Here is an 18327-nt window from a genome sequence, read left to right on the forward strand (position 1 = left end):
CTGCTCAAGCCGCATGCCGGCGCCTGAGCCAGGCGCGCTCCGCCGACAACGCCAGCCAGCCCAGCGCCGCATACGGCCATGTCCATGCGAGCCAGTGCGCGAGGCCGTTGAAGTGCAGATAGCGTCCCTGGCGCCAGTCCGCGAGCGTCACATCGAAATAGGGATTGACCGGCAGCAGGTTGACGAGCAGCAGCGCAATCACCAGCGTCCCCGCTGCGAACGCTGCCCGCCAGCGGCGCGGCACGCGCAGGGCCAGCAGCATCGCCAGGGTGCCGCCCGCGAGACCGGCAAGTGCGCCGGGCGTCGCCCAGTCGAACACCAGCCCCGCCTCCGATTGCAGAAAGGTCGCGCCGATCTTGATGCACACCGTCATCGCGACGAGCACCAGCAGCAGCCGCGCGCGCGGCGCCGGCGGGCGCATCGGCAGCGAAGCGAGTGCGCCGGCGGCAAACAGGGTGAGCGTCGCGATCAGCGCCTCCCAGCCGTCGTCCGGCAGGGCCGCGCCGAGGCGTCCAGGCCACGCCGCGATATGCCAGCTGGCGGGCGCCCACGCGAGCAACGCGTCCCGCATGGTCGGATCGGCGCGCAGCCATAGCGCGCGCGGCCAGTCGCCGAGGCAGAACAGACGCGGCGAAGGAAACATCGTCGCAAACGGCCACAACGCGGCAAGGCAGACAAGCGCCGCGCTATCGCGCCTGAACCACAGGAGACGCAAGCGGCGCAACAGACCGCGATCGAGCAAGGCGCCGGTAGCCGGCGCAATCAACGCCGCGCCCAGCAGCGCGCCGAACGCATTGGCAGCCAGATCGAGATTGGACGCGACACGGGTGGGCAACCAGGTCTGCACCGCTTCCATCGTGCCCGACAGCACGACACCCAGCCCGAAGGCGAGCGCCACGGCCAGCGTGCCGCGCCGGCGCGGATAGAGCGCCAGCACCACCAGCGCGCCGAACGGCATGTAACCGAGGACGTTGGTGAGCACATCGAAGGCCGTCAGATACTGCGGCAGCGGGTCGGTCAGATAAGCGAACGGGCTGAGGCCGAGCGAGCGCCAGCCTGAGAATGGATACCAGGAGCCATACACGATCAGGGCGGTGTACAAACCCAGCACCTGCTTCGCCAGCGCCGATGGCCGGCGCTGCGGCGGCTTGCCGCTCACGCTACGCTCCGCCGCGTGCGTGGCGTAGCGGTCATTGAGCGGCGACGAGCGCCTGCACGCCAAGCCACGCGGAGATCTGCGCGACGAGGTCGTCGCTGGCCGCGGCAAGCGCCTGGGCGGCGCCGGCCGCATCCGCCGAACTGGCCGGCGCGCGCGCAATGAAGGTGCGCTGCGCGAGGACCTTGCCGCCCTGCGTCAAGGTGGCGCGCGCGGTGACGGCGCCGTGGCTTTGCGACTGACTGTCGAAGATCTGCTCGAACTCGTTCAGATCCACCTTCAGCACCGGCGCGTTCACGCCGTCCGCACCGGTCAGCACCGTGCCGCGCTGCGAGAGTGCCGCGCGCAGGCGCTGCGTCAACAGCGCCGACGGCGCCATGCTCCAGTGGCTGTTCGCATACGCCGCCGTCTGCTGCGCGTCGGCATAGCTCAGGCGGTAGATCAGCTTGTCGGAGGCGAGCGTCTCGGGCGCGGTGACGTCCAGCACCTTGACGGCCGGCATCGGTCCCGAGGTGGCCGCCTGCGGCGCCGGGCCGAGGTCGTAGCGGATGTCGGCGAGCGCCGCCGGGTTGCCGGCACAACCGGTCAGCACGCCGAACGCCAGCGCGACAGCAAACGCGGCGCCAGCCTGGTACCTATGCGGAAACAAGCGGTAAAGGGAGCGGTTAAGCGAGGGTGCCATGACAATCTTCCTTTCAGATCATTTTGCCGGGTGGGCCGCGGGCCACGTAAAGCCGGGCTCGCCGGGACCGGGCGCCGCCGCCGGCGCGCCGAACAGCACACTGCGCGGGCTCGTGCTGAACGTGTCGGCGGCGCGATCCACCGAACGCACAGCGGAGCGTACATCGTCAGCCAGCGAATTGACGCGCGGCAAGGTGTCGTAACCGACCCGTGCCGAGAGGTCCTGCAACGACACATTCATCGCCGTCAGCGCATCGCCTGCCTGCTGCGCCGCCGTGCCGACCTTGTTCAGGTTGGCCTCAAACGGACCGTCCGGCCGGTTCAGGCCGGTGATCAACTGATTGGTCGACGCGAGCGTGCGATCCAGCTGGTCGAGCGTCTGCGGCAGCTTGCCGGCGGCCGGCGCCATCTGCTTCGTCAGGTCCGTGACGCCGTCGGCGGCGTGCTGCAGGCTGGCGGCCGTGCCCAGCAACTGATCGCGCATTTGCGGCGACAGCACGTCGTTCACGTCGTCCGCGATGCGTTCCAGCTTGCGCAGCAAGATGTCGCCGCGCTGCTGCAACTGATCGAGCAGGCCCGGGCGCATCGGCAATTGCGCCACCGCTTTCTCCGACGACGACAGCGGCGTCATATCGCGCCCCGTATCGTCGAGCTGGATGAATGCAATCCCCGTCACGCCCTGAAATCCAAGGCTGCCGTAGGTGGAATGCGTGATCGGCGCGTGCGTGTCGACGAGGATCCGAATCAGGATCTGCCCCGGATGCTCGCGGTCGAACTTGATCGACTGCACCTTGCCCACGTCGAGGCCGCGATAGCGCACTGCGGCATCCGTATAGAGCCCGGTGACGTTGGTGCGCGCAATCAGATCGTACGGCACGCGCACCGAACGGTCGACGTTGAACAAAAAGGCCGCCGCCGCAATCGCCACCAGCAGCACCACTGTGAAGAGCCCAGCCCAGAAGGCATGTGATTTGTTTTCCATTGTCAGGTTCCCTGGTTCACAGCGGCAGTTCGGACGACGCGGGTTCGAGCGCCGCGGGCGGCAGCTTGGCGCGACGCTCCGGCGGCAATGCCTGAAGCGCGCGGCGGCCGCGCAGGCCGAGGAAGTATTCGCGGATAAACGGATGATCGACGCCCGCGGCTTCCTCGACCGGGGCCGCGACCAGCACCTTGCGGTCGGCCAGCACGGCGACGCGGGTGGACAGCGCGACCATCGTGTCGAGATCGTGCGTCACCATCACGACGGTCAGGCCGAGCGCGCGATGCAGCGTGCTGACCAGTTCGACGAACTCGTCCGACGCTTGCGGATCGAGCCCGGCCGTCGGCTCGTCGAGAAACAGCAGCTCCGGTTCGAGTGCGATGGCGCGGGCGATGCCGACCCGCTTGATCATCCCGCCCGAGAGCGCCGACGGCATCTTCGACGCATGCTTGCACGGCAGGCCGACCATCTCGAGCTTCAGCATGACGATGTCGCGCAGCAGGTCTTCGGGGATCTTGCCGAGCTCGCGCAGCGGCTGCGCGATGTTGTCGAACACCGACAGCGACGAGAACAGCGCGCCGCGCTGGAACAGCATGCCGGAGCGGCTGCGCATCAGCAGCGCGGTGTCCGGCGAGATGGTCGAGATGTCCTCGCCGAACAGCTTGATGGTGCCCGACGACGGCCGTTCGAGCCCGAGGATCTGCCGCACCAGCGTGGTCTTGCCGGAGCCCGAGCCGCCGACGATCGAGACGATCTCGCCGCGCCGCACCTCGAAGTTCAGATGCTGGTGCACGATGTTGCGGCCGTAGCGCTTGGTCAGGTCGCGCACCTCGATGACCGGCTCGGCGATCGAGGGCAGCGGCTGGCCGCGCACGGATTGAGTGAGTGGCGCGCTCATCCGAGCCCCACGTTCTGGAACAGGATGGCGAACACCGCGTCGGCGAGAATCACGATGGTGATCGAGCTCACCACCGAGGTGGTCGTGCCCTCACCGAGGCTTTGCGAATTCGCCTTGATACGGAACCCGAAATGACAGCCGACGATGGCGATCAGCATGCCGAACGCCACGCCCTTGCCAAGGCCGATCCACAGGTTCGCGACCGGCACCACGCTCGGCAGGGCCCGCGCGAAATAGCCCATGTCGATGCCCAGCACCACTTTCGCCGCGAGCGCGCCGCCGGTCAGCGCGACGATGTTGGTCCACATCACAAGCAGCGGCATCGCCACGCCGAGTGCGAGCACACGCGGCAGGATCAACCGCAGGCCATGCGGAATGCCCATTACCCGCATGGCATCGAGTTCCTCGGTGACGCGCATCACGCCGATCTGCGCGGTGATCGCCGAGCCCGAGCGGCCGGCCACCAGAATCGCCGAGAGCACCGGTCCGAGTTCGCGTATCACCGACAGCCCGAGGATGTTGACGATGTACTGGTTCGCGCCGAATAGCCGCAGTTGCTGCGCGGACAGATAGCTCAGCACGATGCCGATCAGGAACGCTACCAGCGCGGTGATGGGCAGCGCCTTGGTGCCCGCGTTGTAGACGTTCGCGGAGATCTCGGTCCACGGCGTGATCTTCGGATTGCGCACGATCGCGAGCAGATCGAGCACCACGCGCCCGAACATCGCGATGCCGCCGTACAGATGCTCGAAGAAGGAGAACAGCGCGAGGCCGAGGCGGGTGAACGGGTCGTTCCGCACCACCAGTTCGGGCGTATCGCGCAGGGTGTCGAGCAAGGCGATGCGCTCGAAAATGTCGCGCTGGGTGTCGTTCAGTTCAGTCAGTTGGGACGGCAGCTTGTGGCCCCACACGCGCCAGAGCGCCTGGCCGCCAACGTGGTCCATACGCTCGATGCGCGACAGGTCCCAGTGCATCCCGTCGACGCCGATGAGCGAACGCAGACGGGGCACGACCTTGCCGGTGGCGCGGTCGCGCGCGAGTGCAAGCGCCGTCCACTGGCCGGAGAGCCGGACGATCTTGCCTTGGCTGCCTGCCGCGACTTCAAGGCCGGGCGGAGTGTCGTAGTTCAAGGATCGCTGGATTCTGGTTATCGGATCAGGGGCCATTGTAACGAACGCGGCGCGCAGGAACCGTGCTTGTGCGCTGCGAGTGGGTCTTCGTTGCCCCCAATCGCTACAATATGCGACATGAACGCTTCCAAGTCCTCCCCCCCTGCCGGCCCGAGCGGCGACTGGCGCATCGACCGCGAACGCGCCATTGCGCTGTTCGGTCCGCACGCGCACGACTGGCCAATCGAAATCGTCGAGGAAACCGGCTCCACCAATGCCGACCTGATGGCGCGCGTCAAGGCGCTGCCGCGCCGCTCGAACGCGCTGCCGCGGCCGATCGTGCGGGTCGCCTATCTGCAGACCGCCGGACGCGGCCGGCGCGGCCGCACGTGGTATGCGGAACCGGGCAACGCGCTGCTGTTCTCGGTGGCCTGCGTATTGCCGCGGCCGCTCGAAGGACTCGCCGGGCTGAGTCTCGCGGTGGGCGTGGCGCTGGTCGACGGGCTGCGCTCGCTGCCGGTCGCAGGACCGGGGCAGATTGCGCTGAAGTGGCCGAACGACGTGCTGCTGGAAGGCGACAAGCTGGCCGGCATCCTGATCGAAACGGCATGGAGTACCGAGTACGCAAGTGCCGTGGTGATCGGTATCGGTACCAATGTAAAGGGGGCGGACGAACTGGCAGCCAAGGTCGGTGCATTGAACGCCGACGTGCCGCCGCAGGCGCGCGGCACGATGCCTACCGCGCTCTCGCGGGCGCTGCCCAACGCCAATCTGACCGATACCCTCGCGGCCGAACTGAACGCGCTCGAGCCTGCGCTCAAACGCTTCGGCGCCGACGGCTTCGAGCCTTTCCAGCCGCGCTGGAATGCCTGTCACGCCTACGCGGGCCGCGAAGTGGTGCTGCTCGAGCAAGGTGTGGAGATCACGCGCGGCGTGGCGGCGGGCGTCGATGAAAGCGGGCAGTTGCTGCTCGACACGGCATCGGGACGCCAGGTCATTGCCACGGGCGACGTCTCGCTGCGTCTGGCAGACGGCACTGCATGAGCGGCGCGCCTTTTCTGCTGATCGACGCGGGTAACAGCCGCGTCAAGTGGGCGCTGGTGCAGGCGGACGGGACGCAGACGCATGCGGGAGCGTTTGCGCATCGCGATGCGGGCGGTGCCGCTTCGACGGCCACCGCTCGCGCCGATGCCCCTGACTGGTCGCAACTGCCGCATCCCGCGAGCGCCTGGCTGTCCAACGTCGCCGGCGAAGCGGTCGCGCAGCGTCTCGCCGCCCTGCTCGACGCGCACTGGCCCGGCCTGCCGCGCACGACGATTCGCGCCTGCGAGCGGCAATGCGGCGTGAGCAACGGCTACACGACACCCTCGGCACTCGGCAGCGACCGCTGGGCCGGCCTGATCGGCGCGCACGCCGCGTTTCCAGGCGAGCCGCTCCTGATCGCGACATTCGGCACCGCCACCACGCTGGAAGCACTGCGAGCCGACGGCAGGTTCGTCGGTGGCCTGATCGCGCCCGGCTGGTCGCTGATGATGCGCTCGCTCGGCGAGCACACGGCGCAACTGCCCACGCTCGATGCCCACGCGGCACGCGGTCTGCTGACGCCCGGCGCCGGCACCGGCGTCGCCCAGGGCGGCGAGCCGCAAACCGGCTACGAGCGCCGCGGTCCGTTTTTCGCCACGGACACGCCGCGCTCGCTCTCGGCGGGTTGCGCGCTGGCGCAGGCCGGCTTGATCGAACGGATGTGGAATGACCTGCAGGCCGAGTGGGGCGTGCCGGTGCGCCTCGTGGTGGGCGGGGGCGCCGCCGACGAAGTGACAGCCGCCCTCAAAGTACCGCATACTCGGCACGATTCGCTCGTGCTGTCCGGTCTCGCGCTGATCGCCGCCGCACAAGGCGCGTGAACCGGCGGCCACCGTTGAGCAACGCGCCTACCGCTCGCCGCACCCTTTAGACGGAGACTCCAACGATGCTGCGCTGGCTGATCGCTATTCTGTTTCTTGCCAACCTGCTCGCGTTCGCGACACTACGAGGCATCTTCGGCCCGCTACCCTACGCGGGTGCGCGCGAGCCGGGCCATCTGAATCGCCAGATTCATCCGGACACGTTGAGGGTGCAAGCGGTCTCCGAAGCGGCCGATCTCGCCGTGGTCGGCGGACCGGCTCCGGCGCCGGCGATCGCCGCGTCGGCGTTGAGTCAGTAGAGCCAATAAAACCAGCCGACGCGCGAACGGCAACTCAACCCTGCGCGCGAACCTTCTTGAGCAGTGCGGTCGTCGAGCGGTCGTGCTCGAACGGAATTGCCAGGGCGCGGCCGCCCCAGCCGCGCACCAGCGCGGACTCGGGGAGCTTGTCCATGTCGTAGTCGCCGCCCTTGACCAGGATGTCGGGGTGCAGCGCTTCGATCAACGACACCGGCGTCTGCTCTTCGAAACACACCACCCAGTCGACGCTTTCCAACGCAGCCAGCAAGGCCATCCGGTCGGCTTCGTTGTTGATCGGCCGGTCGTCGCCCTTGCCGAGCCTGCGCACCGAAGCGTCGCTGTTCACGCCCACAATCAGACTGGCGCCGAGGGCCTTCGCATCGGCCAGATAGGTGACGTGGCCGCGATGCAGGATGTCGAACACCCCGTTCGTGAACACCACGGGACCTGTGAGCGAAGGACGCAGTTGAGCCAGGGCGTCGCGGGTCGTGAGCTTGCGTTCGAAAGTGGCGGACATGAGAAATTCGAAGAAAAGAGAAGTCATGCAAACGGCCCGGCAGGCTTGCACCTGTCGGGCCGTTCTTTCACACGCTACGTGTCGTGTGTGTCACCTGGCGCCTCGCGCCAACGCATCACGCAGGGACCGTCAAGCCGGCTGCTCAGCCGACTTCTGATCGGCCTGCAGACGCGCCACGACTTCCTTGCGATAGCGGTTCAGTTCCTGCGCCGTATTGAAGGTGCGCTCGAACAGGATGGACAGGTTGTGCAGAATGCGTTCCACCACCTTCTTTTCCCAGCCGTCGTCAAAGCGGATCTGCTCGTCGAGCCAGCGCTCGAGCCATTCAGGATCGGGCAGGCGCGACTGGATCGTGTCGCGCGGGAACAGCGCCTGATTCACGTGCAGGTTGGTGGGGTGCAGCGGCTTTTCCGTGCGCCGCGCCGACGCCATCAGCACGCCGATCTTGGCAAACGCAGCACGCGCGACGTCGCCGCAATTCGTCATGGCCTTCTTCATGTAGCGCAGGTAAGCGCCGCCATGACGGGCTTCGTCACGCGAGATGGTTTCGTAGATGGCCTTGATGACCGGCTCCGTGTGCCATTCGGCCGCGCGGCGGTACCAGTGGTTCAGGCGGATTTCGCCGCAGAAGTGCAGCATCAGCGTTTCGAGCGGCGGCGCCGGATCGAATTCGAAGCGCACGGCGTGCAGTTCTTCTTCGGTCGGACACATTTCCGGCTTGAAGCGGCGCAGATACTCCATCAGCACCAGCGAGTGCTTTTGTTCTTCGAAGAACCACACGCTCATGAACGCGGAGAAATCGCTGTCATGATGATTGTCGCGCAGGAACATTTCCGTTGCGGGCAACGCGGACCATTCGGTGATCGCGTTCATCTTGATCGTCTTGGCCTGTTCGTCAGTCAAGAGCGATGCATCGAACGTGTCCCAGGGAATGTCTTTCTCCATGTCCCATCGAACGGATTCGAGCGATTTATAAAGTTCCGGATAAAGCATGGTGTTCATAGTCCCACCCCTGTTCTGCGCATTGCGACGTCTGTTTGTGTCTTTTGCAACTCTTGCTAACGGCGAACGAAACACACGCGTTCGCGAGCCAAGCATTCAATTTTACGCGGGAATCAGCCACTCAGATGCACCGAGCGGTAAAGAAGTCCTGCGGCATGTGTGCGCCCGCTAACACCGCGGTCTCGGGCCACGCGGCCAACCGTGCGCGAACCTACCCAACGCAATCGGCAGCCTGCCAGATGGAAGCCGCTATCCAGCCCCGCGCCGGTCGAACCGGCGGCAAACGGGCGGCGGATTGGTTGTTTTCGGGGCGCGCCCAAGGGCCAAACAGGCTTACAGCATGATAGCACGCGGGCCTGGCCCCCTTCCCTTACATAGGGTCACAGGCACCCGGCCCTTGATCGGTCTCAATAAAATAGCGGACGTTCGTGTTGTGCCTGTGACGAAGATCGAGCGCAAGACGTGTGCCGCGTCGCCAGAATCGGCGATGTACCTGTCCGCCAACGCGGTCATTGCTGTTCACAGGTTCACACCGCCGTTGCCACTCTTGCCTTCGTTGCCGCCCTCGCGTCCCTTGCCCACGTTGCCGTTGCCGCCACCCGCGTTGCCTTCGCCGGCCCGCTCGATCCAGGCCGCGATCTCGCCGCGCCGCGCAAGCGCGTCGCGGCGGCCGAGTTCGATCAGCTCGCGCGTGAATTCGCTTTCGAACAGCAGATAGCTGGCAAACGACGCCCCGGACGCCCGGTTGCCGCCCACCGCGCCGAGCAGGCCACGTACCGTCCGCGGCAAATGCTTCAGGTGGCGCGCCGCAATCAGCTCAATGCGCTCGCTTGGCGCGATCGCCAGCACGTCGATATGGCGCCAGCCGCTTTCCGGTTCCACCGTATGCGGCAGGTGCAGCACCATCCGGTTGATGTGCTCGATGCGTTCGATGTCCGCGCCGAGCGCATCGAGAAACACGCTCGCCAGCACCTGCTGGCCGATCTGCGCCAGCGACGGATAAGCATCGTCGCGTCCGGCCGCCGGCACCTCCGGCCGCGGCGTCGCGGCGCCAATCACGAGAATGCGGTTCGCGCCGAAATGAATCGCAGGGCTAAGCGGTGCGATCTGGCGGATCGAGCCGTCGCCGAAGTACTCGTGGCGGCCATCCAGTTCCAGCGGCACGGCGGGAAACACGTAGGGAATCGCCGAAGACGCAAGCAGATGAGCCGGAGTCAGTTCGACCATCCGCGCGGTGCGCTGCGCACGCCGCCAGGCCTGGATCGGCTCGCTGGCCTGGTAAAAGGTCAAATGCCGTCCCGACGAATAGCTGAGCGCAGTAATGGACAGCGCATGCAGCGCGCGCGTGTCGAGCATCTGCTCGATACGGTGAAAACCGAGCGCGTCTCGTAGCAGCCGGGCGAGCGGCGAGTTGTCGAATAACGCGCGCGGCGAGCGGTGAGCGGCCCAACCGAAGCTCATTGCCGCCAGCCAGCGAGCCCCCGCCCCGACCATGCCCGGCCAGTCGGTGCGGTACACGTGATGCGCGTGCATGCTCGACCAGACATGCACGAGTCGCTCGGCGCCACGGTAAAAGTCGTCCGCATGGCTTGCAATCGAGGTGGCGTTGATCGCGCCTGCGGAAGTGCCGCAGATCACACTGAATGGCGACGCACGGGAGGCCGGCACCACCTCGCGCGCGATCTCGGCAAGCGCCAGCAGCGCGCCCGCCTGGTAAGCGGCGCGCGCGCCGCCGCCCATCAGAACTAGCGCGAGCCGCATGCTCGGGGCTCGCTCCTGATCACGTCGAGCCGACTCATTCGGGCTGCGAAGGGGTTTTCCTTGCCGCGCGCGGCCGGCTCGCCGTGCCGCTCGACGCCGTGCTGCTCGATCTGGCAGCCGGTGAGCGCTTCGCAGCGGACTCCTTCGCAGACGACGTTGCCGCACCCGACGCACCCGACGCTCCGGCGGCGCCGGCTTGCTCCGCAGCGGCGCCGGTAGCAGACGCGGCCGCAGTGGCGTCAGCCGCGGCGGCTGCCGCCGCGGCCGGCTGGGTCATCGCAAACTGCGCGATCTGGTTGAACTGCGATTGCAGCAGATTCCACCAGACGGACGCATCGAAACCCGGCGCGTTCGCGCTCTCGCCCGCTTCCGCTTCGGCACTGCTCGCGGCTTCGGCACGCGGCGCAGCGGCCGGTTCGGGACGTGGCTTGTCGGGCGCGGGGGTCGGGGTGGCCGCCGGTTGCGCCATCGACTGCTGCGCGAAGGCGCCGAACGCGCGCAGCGTCGCGAGCGTGGCGCGCTGCACTTCCAGCGCCTGAATCGCCGACTGCAGCATGTTCAGATTCAGCTTGAGCCACTGCTCGACCGCACGCATGTCGGTGATGCGCTTGTCGAGTTCTTCGACGTTGGTGAGCGGCGCCATCATGTCGGACATCATCGACAGCGACGGCCCGAGGCCCGGCGTCGCGCCTGCCGGCGCACCCTGAAAGGCCGAGCCGAACGGACTCAAGCGCATCATGTCCCACATGCGGTCCAGCATCTCGCCGGGAGGAAAACCCGGAAAGCCGGGAAAGGGCGGCGTGGAGCCAGGTGTATCGGTCATGCTTTTCTCCTCGCAGCAGACAGAAATGGAATAGGCGCAGTCCGACGCGCGTTTCGTCCGATCATACCGCGCGTAACGGGCGGGTAAAGGGCTGATAAAGGACCGATCGATCAGCCGGAATGCTCACCGGACGAATCGCCGGCCGGGTGACTACTCCCCGAATGACTGCCTCCCGAGGCGCCGCCGCGAAAATCCGGTGCGCGCCGCTCGCGCAGCGACGTCACGCCTTCGCGCACATCGGGGCCGGCGAAGCCCATGAACTCGAGCGCAAGCGACGCATCGAAGGTCGGCCCCGCGGAACGCAGCCAGTTGTTCAACGCGTATTTGGTCCAGCGGATCGCCGTTTGCGAGCCGTGCGCGAGTCTCTCGGCGACTTCGAATGCTTTGGGCAACAGATCGTTTTCGTCGACGGCCAGCGAGACGAGACCGATCCGCTCGGCCTCTTCGCCGCTCACCGGCTCGCACAGCAACAGGTAGTACTTGGCCTTCGCCATACCGCACAGCAGAGGCCACACGATGGCCGCGTGATCGCCCGCGGCCACGCCGAGGCGCGTGTGACCGTCGATGATGCGCGCGCTCTTCGTCGCAATCGAAATATCGGCGAGGAGCCCTGCCACCAGCCCCGCGCCGACTGCCGGCCCGTGCATGGCGGAGACGATCGGCTTGCTGCAGTTGATCACGTTGTAGACGAGGTCGCGTGCCTCGCGCCAGACGCGGGTGCGGACCTCGAAGTCGGTCGCCATCTGCTCGACGAGCTGCAGATCGCCGCCCGCCGAAAAGCCCTTGCCCTCGCCGCGAATCACCGCAACGCGGGTGTCGGGATCGCGGTCGATATCGCGCCAGATTTCGGCAAGTTCGCGATGCATGCGCGCATCCGCCGTGGCCAGTGCGCTCTTGTTGGCGCCCTCGCCGCTCATGATGACTTCGAGGATGCCATGCGGATGCCGTCGCACACGCAGCGACTGGTAGTGCGCATAGAAGACAGGGTCGTTGATCGGTGCTTCGTGAGACATGGCGGTCAGTCCGGTAGATCGGAAACGCGATAGATCGAGACGTCAGTGTGAACGCAACGCGGCACAGGGTACGCGCCGCGGCAGCTTCAGTCCGGTTGATACACCCACTTGCCGTTGCTGATTTCCACCATCACGCGGGCGCGCTGGTCGAGCCCGAGGTGATCGGTCGGGCTCATGTTGACGACACCGTTAGTGTCCGCCAGACCGTGCGTCGCTTCCAGTGCATCGCGCAAGGCGTGACGAAATTCAGGCGTGCCAGGTTGCGCCGTTTTCAATGCGACCGGCACGGCATTCGACAGCAGCATGCCCGCGTCCCATGTGTACGAGCCGAAGGCCGATACGCTGCCGGCACCGTGCAGCGCTTCGAAGCGCGCCGTGTAGTCGAGCGCGAGGCGCTTCGCCGGATGGTCGGCCGGCAGTTGCGCCGCGACCAGCACCGGGCTGGCGGGCAGGAAGGTGCCGTTGCAGTCCGCCCCGCAGACGCGCAGGAAATCGTTATTGCCGACCCCGTGGTTGTGATAGATCAAGCCCTTGTAGCCACGCTCCTTGAGCGTTCGCGGCGGCAACGCGGCGGGCGTTCCCGCCGCGCCGACCACAACCGCATCCGGATGGGTGGCGAGGATCTTCAGCACCTGGCCGGTGACGCTTGGGTCGGCACGGTTAAAGCGCTCGCTCGCCACGAGCTTGATGTGATGGAGCTCGGCGAATTTCGCCACTTCGGCATAGAACGTCTCGCCGAGCGCATCGGCCTGGCCGATGTAGGCGATCGTCTTGACGCCGTGCGAGCTGGCGTGCGCGGTAATCGCGGAGGCCATCATCGCATCGGTTTGCGGGGTCTTGAACATCCAGTGACGCTTGGCGTCGACGGGTTCGATGATCTTCGCCGACGACGCCAGCGAGATCGTGGGCGTCTCGCCTTCCGCGATCACGTCGATCATCGCCAGCGTGTTAGGCGTGATCGACGAGCCGATGATGGCGTCGACATGGTCTTCGGAGATCAGCTTCTTCGTATCCTGCACTGCCTGGGTGGTGTCCGAGGCATCGTCGAGCACGATGTACTCGACCTTCTGGCCGCCCATTGTCTTCGGCAGCATGGCGGCCGTGTCGCGGGCCGGAATCCCGAGCGAGGCGGCCGGACCGGTCAGCGACAGCACCAGCCCGATCTTCACCTGGGCCAGCGCGAGAGCTGGAAATGCAGCCGCAAATACAAACGCAAACTTAAGCGCAAGCGCAAACGGGCGGAACCGCATGCCTGTCTCCTCACCGTGGTTTTGTCGTTATGTGCCACTTCGCCCTGGTCGTGGCGGGCAGCGGCGGTTAGCCGCGCCCTCGCCACCAGGCGTCTGTCAGTGTAGCGGCGCCCGGGTGCACGGGTATCGGGCGAAACCCTTTCGCCTGACTTAAAGGCCGGCCAGCGGGACGCCCCGCGCTTCAGCGAGCCGCATCAAGCGGTGCAATGCCCTGCTCGATCGAGCCGAAGATCGATTTGCCCGCTTCGTCGAACATCTCGATCTTCACCGTATCGCCGTATTTCATGAACTCCGTCTGCGGCGAACCGTGCTCGATGGTCTCGAGACAGCGCTTCTCGGCGATACAGCAATAGCCGCGCTTCGCATCCTTGTTCGAGACCGTCCCCGAGCCGACGATCGACCCCGCGCGCAAATTGCGCGTCTTCGCCGCATGCGCGATCAACTGGCCGAAGTGGAACACCATGTCCGTCCCGGCGTCCGGCTGGCCGACCTTCTTGCCGTTCCAGTGGACGATCATCGGCCGGTGCACGCGGCCCTCGCGCCAGTGCTCGCCGAGTTCGTCAGGCGTGACGGCAACCGGTGCGAACGACGTGGCCGGCTTGCTCTGAAAGAACCCGAAGCCCTTCGCCAGTTCTGCCGGAATCAGGTTGCGCAGCGAAACGTCGTTGACCAGCGCGATCAGCCGCACGCCCTTGAGCGCCTGATCGGGGGTGGCGCCCATCGGCACGTCGGTGGTGATCACGGCGACTTCCGCCTCGAAATCGATGCCGAAATCCTCCGATGCGCATACCACGTCGTCTTTCGGGCCGATGAAGTCGTCGCTGCCGCCCTGGTACATCAGCGGATCGGTCCAGAATTCCGGCGGCATCTCCGCGCCGCGCGCGCGGCGCACCAGTTCGACGTGGTTCACGTACGACGAGCCGTCGGCCCACTGGAACGCGCGCGGCAGCGGCGCCATGCATTCCTTCGCGTCGAACGCAAAGGCGTTGCGCGCGCGGCCCTGGTTGAGCGCGTCGTACAGATCCTGCAGTTGCGGCGCGTAGAAGGTCCAGTCGTCGAGCACGCGCTGCAGCGTCGGCGCGATCGCATCGGCGATGGCCGCGGAGTGCAGGTCGCGGGACACGACGATCAATTGACCGTCGCGTGTGCCGTCCTTCAGCGTGGCAAGTTTCATAGGGGAATGAGCCGTGTTAGTGACGATAGAGGGAATCTATTCTACGATGGTGAATCGCCCTGGCCCAAACGGCCGGTTCAAACGGCACGCTTTGACGTCGCGCCGGCGCCGTCCCATCCGACTCACCGTTCGCGCCTCGTGCGCCTTGCTTATGCCTTCACTTGCCCGCCCCGGCGCGATCGCTCCCGACGCCGACCCGCTCGACTCCGCTGACGACGACGCCGCCGAGGCCGGCGAGGAGAAGCTGCGCTCGGGCATCCAGTCGATCGAGGTGGGCTTTCGCCTGCTCGACGTCCTGACCCACGAGCCGCGCGCGATGATGCTGCGCGATCTCGCGCAACGCGCCGGCATGAGCCCCGCCAAGGCGCACCGGTATCTGGTGAGTTTCCTGCGCCTGGGCGTCGTCGCACAAGACCCGCTGTCCGGGCGCTACGAGCTCGGCGGCTTTGCCTTGCAACTGGGCCTGGCGCGGCTCGCGCGGGTCGATGGCGTGAAGCTCGCGCGGATCGCGCTGGCGGAGCTGCGCGACCGGCTCGACCTCACCGTGGGCATCGCCGTATGGGGCAACCAGGGGCCGACCGTCGTCCACTGGATGGAATCGAGTCATCCGGCGAAGGCCTCGCTCAAGCTCGGCGATGTGATGCCGCTGCTCGGCTCGGCCACCGGCTTGCTGTTCGCGGCCTATCTGCCGTCCAGCAAGACCGCTGCGATGATCGAGCGCGAACTGGCCGACTCGCGCCGTTCGTCGCACACCGATGGCCCGCGCACGCCCGAAGAGGTCGAGCGCGTCCTCGCCGAGGTGCGCGCGCATGAAGCCGCACGCGTCGAAGGCATGCTGCTGCCGACGATCCACGCGTTCTGCATGCCGGTCTTCGACTCGACCGGCGATCTCGCACTGGGGCTGATTGCGCTCGGCCACGAGGGCGCTTTCGATATCCGCTGGGACGGCGAGACCGACACGGCGCTGCGCGAGTGTGCGCGCAAATTGTCGTACGAACTGGGGTACAGTCCAGCGCCGCGTTAGGATGTCGGGGCGCGCAGCGACGCCGCTGCGGAACATCGCCCGCGGCCTGACGGTCGAACCCGTTCGCTGCGTGAGTCCCGCGCAGGCCTTCGCCTGAAGCGGCGCGTCACTTTTGATCTGCCAGAATCGCTCGCCCGATGCCGTTCACGTCCGCCGTCAGCCGTTCCGATCGCATGTTGCCTCACGCGGCGCGCCGCCCGCGTGCGTGGCGCTGGCTCGCCGTGCTTGCGGTCGTGCTTTGCGTGCATTGGATCGCGGCGCAGTGGGTCGAACGCAATCGCGAGACGTTCACGTCCGGGAACACGGCTCACGTGCCGGTGCAGATCGCGCTGCTGACGCCCGAGCGCATCGAGCGCAGTCCGGCTGAGACAGCGCCGCACCCGGCACCGCCGCCCGAGCACAAAGCCAGGGCAGCCGCCAGCAAGCCGCGCGAACATGTATTGACCGCGCTGCGCTCCGGGCCCGCGCCTGTTACCGCTGCGTCCGCCCCTGCGGCTGAGGCCGCCTCTTCAGCAGCCAGTGCGGCCGCAGCGTCCACTGCGGCCAGCGCCGCTACAGCGGGAAGCGCGCCAGCCGGCGGCCACGCCCCCGCCTCGCAAGCCGCGCCAGGCGTGAAGTTCTCGGTGCCGCCGTCGGGCGATCTGCAATACGACACGTTCTATAACGGCGTGCGCAATCAGCCAGGCACCATCCACTGGTCGAGCGACGGCAAGATCTACGATATGGTGGTGTCGATGCCGGTGCCGTTCATCGGCACCTTCAGCTACTCGAGCCACGGGCACGTCGATGCGTTCGGCCTCGCGCCGGACCAGTACATCGAAAAGCGCGGCCATCGGGCTGAGGACGTGGCGATCTTCAATCGCACCACGAAGCAGATCGCGTTCACCAAAACGCCCGCGTCTTTGCCCCTCAGCGATGGCGCACAAGACCGCTTCAGCATGGTGATGCAACTGGCGAGCCTCGTGCGCGGCGATCCGGATGCCTACAAGCCGGGCGTGACCCGCCAGTTTTTCGTAGTCGACAACGATAGCGGCGAAATCTGGCCAATTGAAACAATCGGCGACGAAACCATCCGCACACAACAAGGCTACGTCAGTGCGCGTCATTTCATGCGCCTGCCGCGTCACGCCGGCGATCAGCGGCGCATCGACGTGTGGCTCGCGCCGTCGCTCGGCTGGTTGCCCGCGCGGATCCTGCAGACCGAACCGAACGGCACAGAAATCCAGTTGGTCTGGAGCGGGCCGCTGAGTCCGCCGGGCGGCAACGGCAATGCGACTTCAACGGGCAATGGCGGCAGCGCGACCGCTTCCGGCAATCCTGCATCCACGGCGCCCTCAGCGCCCGACTCACCGATGGCTCCGGACACCGCCCCAGCCCCTGTGCCGGACAAACCCTGAAGTCGAACAGATATTCGGCAATTTGCCGAAACTTCCGCCAGCGGCATGACTCGCAGGACAAGCGGCGCCGTTCCAGCCGTTTCACCGCATCCCCTTTGAAGGAGCCTGCATGCAAGTGAACATCAACGGTATCGACACGCGCTATGTTCTGAGCAACGAAGGCGGCGGCCCCTGGCTGACGTTCATCCATCAACTCGGTGGCGACCTGTCCGTGTGGGACCAGCTCGCCGGCTACTTCCGCGACGACTTCACCGTGCTGCGTTACGACGTACGCGGTCACGGCGCCACCGGTGTACCGGACAAGCCCTTCAGCGTCGCCGACCTGTCCCGCGACCTCGCCACCCTGCTCGATGCACTGGGCGCCCCGCATACGCATCTGGTGGGGATGTCGATGGGCGGCATGGTCGCGCAGCAGTTCGCCCTCGATCATCCATCACGCATCGATACGCTGACGCTCGCCGACACGAGCGCGGGCACCGCGCCAGAGAATCGCGCCGTCTGGGATCAACGCGCGGCTACCGCACGCCGCGAAGGCATGGCTTCGCTTGTGCCTGCGACCTTAAGCCGCTGGTTGACGCCCGATTTCCAGGCGGCGCATCCGGAAGCGGTCGAGCAGATCCGCGAGGTGCTGCAGCACACCTCGCCCGCGGGCTACGCGCTCGCCTGCGAGGCTTTGCGCGACTTCAACGTGCAGGAGCGGTTGAACGAGATTCGTCTGCCTACGCTCACGGTCGCGGGACGCCATGACACAGGCACGCCACCTGCTGCAACAGAATTCATCGCGAAGTCGATTGAAGGCGCACAATACGAACTGCTGGATGCTGCCCATCTGGCGCCGATCGAACAGTCTCACCGTTTTGCTGCGTTGCTTGAAACGTTTCTCGAAACACGGGTCTAACCTGAAGGTCCGGGATTTTTACCAGCGTTACTCCGGACCCACCCCTTGAATTCCACACCATACGCTCCACTTATGGCGCAGGAACGGCCAGGAGCCAACGGAAATAAGGAGTGTCGCCATGCAAATGATCTACAACAGCCCCAACTATTGTGTTGTCGAGTTCCCGCCCCAGGACGGTCCCCTCGCCATGAAGTCAGGTGGTTATGAGATCGTGGACAAGAACATGCAACGCGAAATCTACATTGACGGCGCAATGGCGGCGCGCTTTCGCGAGCACGTCACCAAGCTGATCGAAGAAGAACCGTCGCTTGACGAAGTTGACGAATTCCTCGGCCAGTTCGACAGCCTGATGCATCAACCGGTGATCCTCCACTAACACGCACGCCTCGGCGACACGTACTCAAACCCCCGTCCGGCTTGCCGGGCGGGGGTTTTTGTTTTA

Annotated in this window: 19 protein-coding genes; 7 read left to right on the forward strand and 12 right to left on the reverse strand. The window is 66.3% G+C overall.

Features of this window, described 5'->3' with window-relative positions; genetic code table 11:
* Positions 1-4: 4 nt before the first annotated feature.
* Genes BUS12_RS29810 through BUS12_RS29830 form a run of 5 tightly spaced genes read right to left on the reverse strand, consistent with a single transcriptional unit; the run spans position 5 to position 4844 of the window.
* Complete coding sequence (locus BUS12_RS29810) at positions 5-1159, reverse strand: VanZ family protein (protein ID WP_074301781.1); 1155 nt, start codon at positions 1157-1159, stop codon at positions 5-7.
* A gap of 31 nt (positions 1160-1190) precedes the next feature.
* Positions 1191-1838, reverse strand: coding sequence for an ABC-type transport auxiliary lipoprotein family protein (locus BUS12_RS29815; protein WP_074300944.1), 648 nt, complete (start codon positions 1836-1838; stop codon positions 1191-1193).
* Between the two features lie 18 nt (positions 1839-1856).
* Positions 1857-2819 (reverse strand): MlaD family protein, encoded by a 963-nt coding sequence (locus BUS12_RS29820; protein ID WP_074300945.1) that lies wholly within the window; start codon positions 2817-2819, stop codon positions 1857-1859.
* A 16-nt stretch (positions 2820-2835) separates the two neighbouring features.
* Entirely contained in the window at positions 2836-3714 is an 879-nt protein-coding gene (locus BUS12_RS29825) for an ABC transporter ATP-binding protein (RefSeq protein ID WP_074300946.1), read from the reverse strand.
* Complete coding sequence (locus tag BUS12_RS29830) at positions 3711-4844, reverse strand: MlaE family ABC transporter permease (protein ID WP_074300947.1); 1134 nt, start codon at positions 4842-4844, stop codon at positions 3711-3713. The genes BUS12_RS29825 and BUS12_RS29830 overlap by 4 nt, the downstream gene beginning before the upstream one ends.
* A 117-nt stretch (positions 4845-4961) precedes the next feature.
* On the opposite strand from BUS12_RS29830, the gene BUS12_RS29835 reads away from it, so the two are divergent.
* The 3 genes from BUS12_RS29835 (at position 4962) to BUS12_RS29845 (ending at position 7026) form a co-directional block, all read left to right on the forward strand.
* Positions 4962-5867, forward strand: coding sequence for a biotin--[acetyl-CoA-carboxylase] ligase (locus tag BUS12_RS29835; protein WP_074300948.1), 906 nt, complete (start codon positions 4962-4964; stop codon positions 5865-5867).
* Positions 5864-6727, forward strand: a complete 864-nt coding sequence (locus tag BUS12_RS29840) for a type III pantothenate kinase (RefSeq protein WP_074300949.1) — start codon at positions 5864-5866, stop codon at positions 6725-6727. Before BUS12_RS29835 ends, BUS12_RS29840 begins: the two co-directional genes overlap by 4 nt.
* Positions 6728-6792: 65 nt before the next feature.
* A complete protein-coding gene (locus tag BUS12_RS29845; protein ID WP_074300950.1) occupies positions 6793-7026 on the forward strand; it encodes a hypothetical protein in 234 nt (77 codons plus the stop codon).
* Between the two features lie 34 nt (positions 7027-7060).
* On the opposite strand, the gene rfaE2 is transcribed toward BUS12_RS29845, so the two are convergent.
* From rfaE2 to BUS12_RS29880, 7 genes are all read right to left on the reverse strand, one after another.
* The gene (gene rfaE2, locus BUS12_RS29850; RefSeq protein WP_074300951.1) at positions 7061-7543 is read right to left on the reverse strand and encodes a D-glycero-beta-D-manno-heptose 1-phosphate adenylyltransferase; all 483 of its coding nucleotides are present in this window, start codon (positions 7541-7543) and stop codon (positions 7061-7063) included.
* Positions 7544-7672: 129 nt separating this feature from the next.
* Complete coding sequence (locus tag BUS12_RS29855; protein ID WP_074300952.1) at positions 7673-8545, reverse strand: ferritin family protein; 873 nt, start codon at positions 8543-8545, stop codon at positions 7673-7675.
* A 519-nt stretch (positions 8546-9064) separates the two neighbouring features.
* Positions 9065-10306 (reverse strand): patatin-like phospholipase family protein, encoded by a 1242-nt coding sequence (locus BUS12_RS29860; RefSeq protein WP_074300953.1) that lies wholly within the window; start codon positions 10304-10306, stop codon positions 9065-9067.
* A 34-nt stretch (positions 10307-10340) separates the two neighbouring features.
* Positions 10341-11129, reverse strand: a complete 789-nt coding sequence (locus BUS12_RS29865) for a PhaM family polyhydroxyalkanoate granule multifunctional regulatory protein (protein ID WP_074300954.1) — start codon at positions 11127-11129, stop codon at positions 10341-10343.
* Between the two features lie 110 nt (positions 11130-11239).
* Positions 11240-12142: an enoyl-CoA hydratase/isomerase family protein gene (locus BUS12_RS29870; RefSeq protein ID WP_074300955.1), complete on the reverse strand. Its 903-nt coding sequence runs from the start codon at positions 12140-12142 to the stop codon at positions 11240-11242.
* A gap of 86 nt (positions 12143-12228) precedes the next feature.
* Positions 12229-13392 (reverse strand): ABC transporter substrate-binding protein, encoded by a 1164-nt coding sequence (locus tag BUS12_RS29875; protein ID WP_074300956.1) that lies wholly within the window; start codon positions 13390-13392, stop codon positions 12229-12231.
* A gap of 181 nt (positions 13393-13573) precedes the next feature.
* Entirely contained in the window at positions 13574-14566 is a 993-nt protein-coding gene (locus BUS12_RS29880; protein ID WP_074300957.1) for a fumarylacetoacetate hydrolase family protein, read from the reverse strand.
* Positions 14567-14717: 151 nt separating this feature from the next.
* Here BUS12_RS29880 and BUS12_RS29885 point away from each other — a divergent pair, with 151 nt between their 5' ends.
* From BUS12_RS29885 to BUS12_RS29900, 4 genes are all read left to right on the forward strand, one after another.
* A complete protein-coding gene (locus BUS12_RS29885; protein ID WP_074300958.1) occupies positions 14718-15590 on the forward strand; it encodes an IclR family transcriptional regulator in 873 nt (290 codons plus the stop codon).
* A gap of 137 nt (positions 15591-15727) precedes the next feature.
* A complete protein-coding gene (locus tag BUS12_RS29890) occupies positions 15728-16987 on the forward strand; it encodes a DUF3108 domain-containing protein (protein WP_074300959.1) in 1260 nt (419 codons plus the stop codon).
* 109 nt (positions 16988-17096) lie between these two features.
* Positions 17097-17885, forward strand: a complete 789-nt coding sequence (gene pcaD / locus BUS12_RS29895) for a 3-oxoadipate enol-lactonase (RefSeq protein WP_074300960.1) — start codon at positions 17097-17099, stop codon at positions 17883-17885.
* 118 nt (positions 17886-18003) lie between these two features.
* Entirely contained in the window at positions 18004-18261 is a 258-nt protein-coding gene (locus BUS12_RS29900; RefSeq protein WP_074263200.1) for a BTH_I0359 family protein, read from the forward strand.
* The last annotated feature ends 66 nt before the right edge of the window (positions 18262-18327 follow it).

Source organism: Paraburkholderia phenazinium, assembly GCF_900142845.1.
GTDB classification, from domain to species: domain Bacteria; phylum Pseudomonadota; class Gammaproteobacteria; order Burkholderiales; family Burkholderiaceae; genus Paraburkholderia; species Paraburkholderia phenazinium_A.

What these genes read in the sequence shown, in the direction of transcription:
- BUS12_RS29815 (WP_074300944.1), bottom strand. Translation starts at nt 1,838, where the DNA reads ATGGCACCCTCGCTTAACCGCTCCCTTTACCGCTTGTTTCCGCATAGG.
- BUS12_RS29820 (WP_074300945.1), bottom strand. Translation starts at nt 2,819, where the DNA reads ATGGAAAACAAATCACATGCCTTCTGGGCTGGGCTCTTCACAGTGGTG.
- BUS12_RS29825 (WP_074300946.1), bottom strand. Translation starts at nt 3,714, where the DNA reads ATGAGCGCGCCACTCACTCAATCCGTGCGCGGCCAGCCGCTGCCCTCG.
- BUS12_RS29835 (WP_074300948.1), top strand. Translation starts at nt 4,962, where the DNA reads ATGAACGCTTCCAAGTCCTCCCCCCCTGCCGGCCCGAGCGGCGACTGG.
- BUS12_RS29840 (WP_074300949.1), top strand. Translation starts at nt 5,864, where the DNA reads ATGAGCGGCGCGCCTTTTCTGCTGATCGACGCGGGTAACAGCCGCGTC.
- BUS12_RS29845 (WP_074300950.1), top strand. Translation starts at nt 6,793, where the DNA reads ATGCTGCGCTGGCTGATCGCTATTCTGTTTCTTGCCAACCTGCTCGCG.
- rfaE2 (WP_074300951.1), bottom strand. Translation starts at nt 7,543, where the DNA reads ATGTCCGCCACTTTCGAACGCAAGCTCACGACCCGCGACGCCCTGGCT.
- BUS12_RS29855 (WP_074300952.1), bottom strand. Translation starts at nt 8,545, where the DNA reads ATGAACACCATGCTTTATCCGGAACTTTATAAATCGCTCGAATCCGTT.
- BUS12_RS29860 (WP_074300953.1), bottom strand. Translation starts at nt 10,306, where the DNA reads ATGCGGCTCGCGCTAGTTCTGATGGGCGGCGGCGCGCGCGCCGCTTAC.
- BUS12_RS29865 (WP_074300954.1), bottom strand. Translation starts at nt 11,129, where the DNA reads ATGACCGATACACCTGGCTCCACGCCGCCCTTTCCCGGCTTTCCGGGT.
- BUS12_RS29870 (WP_074300955.1), bottom strand. Translation starts at nt 12,142, where the DNA reads ATGTCTCACGAAGCACCGATCAACGACCCTGTCTTCTATGCGCACTAC.
- BUS12_RS29875 (WP_074300956.1), bottom strand. Translation starts at nt 13,392, where the DNA reads ATGCGGTTCCGCCCGTTTGCGCTTGCGCTTAAGTTTGCGTTTGTATTT.
- BUS12_RS29880 (WP_074300957.1), bottom strand. Translation starts at nt 14,566, where the DNA reads ATGAAACTTGCCACGCTGAAGGACGGCACACGCGACGGTCAATTGATC.
- BUS12_RS29885 (WP_074300958.1), top strand. Translation starts at nt 14,718, where the DNA reads ATGCCTTCACTTGCCCGCCCCGGCGCGATCGCTCCCGACGCCGACCCG.
- BUS12_RS29890 (WP_074300959.1), top strand. Translation starts at nt 15,728, where the DNA reads ATGCCGTTCACGTCCGCCGTCAGCCGTTCCGATCGCATGTTGCCTCAC.
- pcaD (WP_074300960.1), top strand. Translation starts at nt 17,097, where the DNA reads ATGCAAGTGAACATCAACGGTATCGACACGCGCTATGTTCTGAGCAAC.
- BUS12_RS29900 (WP_074263200.1), top strand. Translation starts at nt 18,004, where the DNA reads ATGCAAATGATCTACAACAGCCCCAACTATTGTGTTGTCGAGTTCCCG.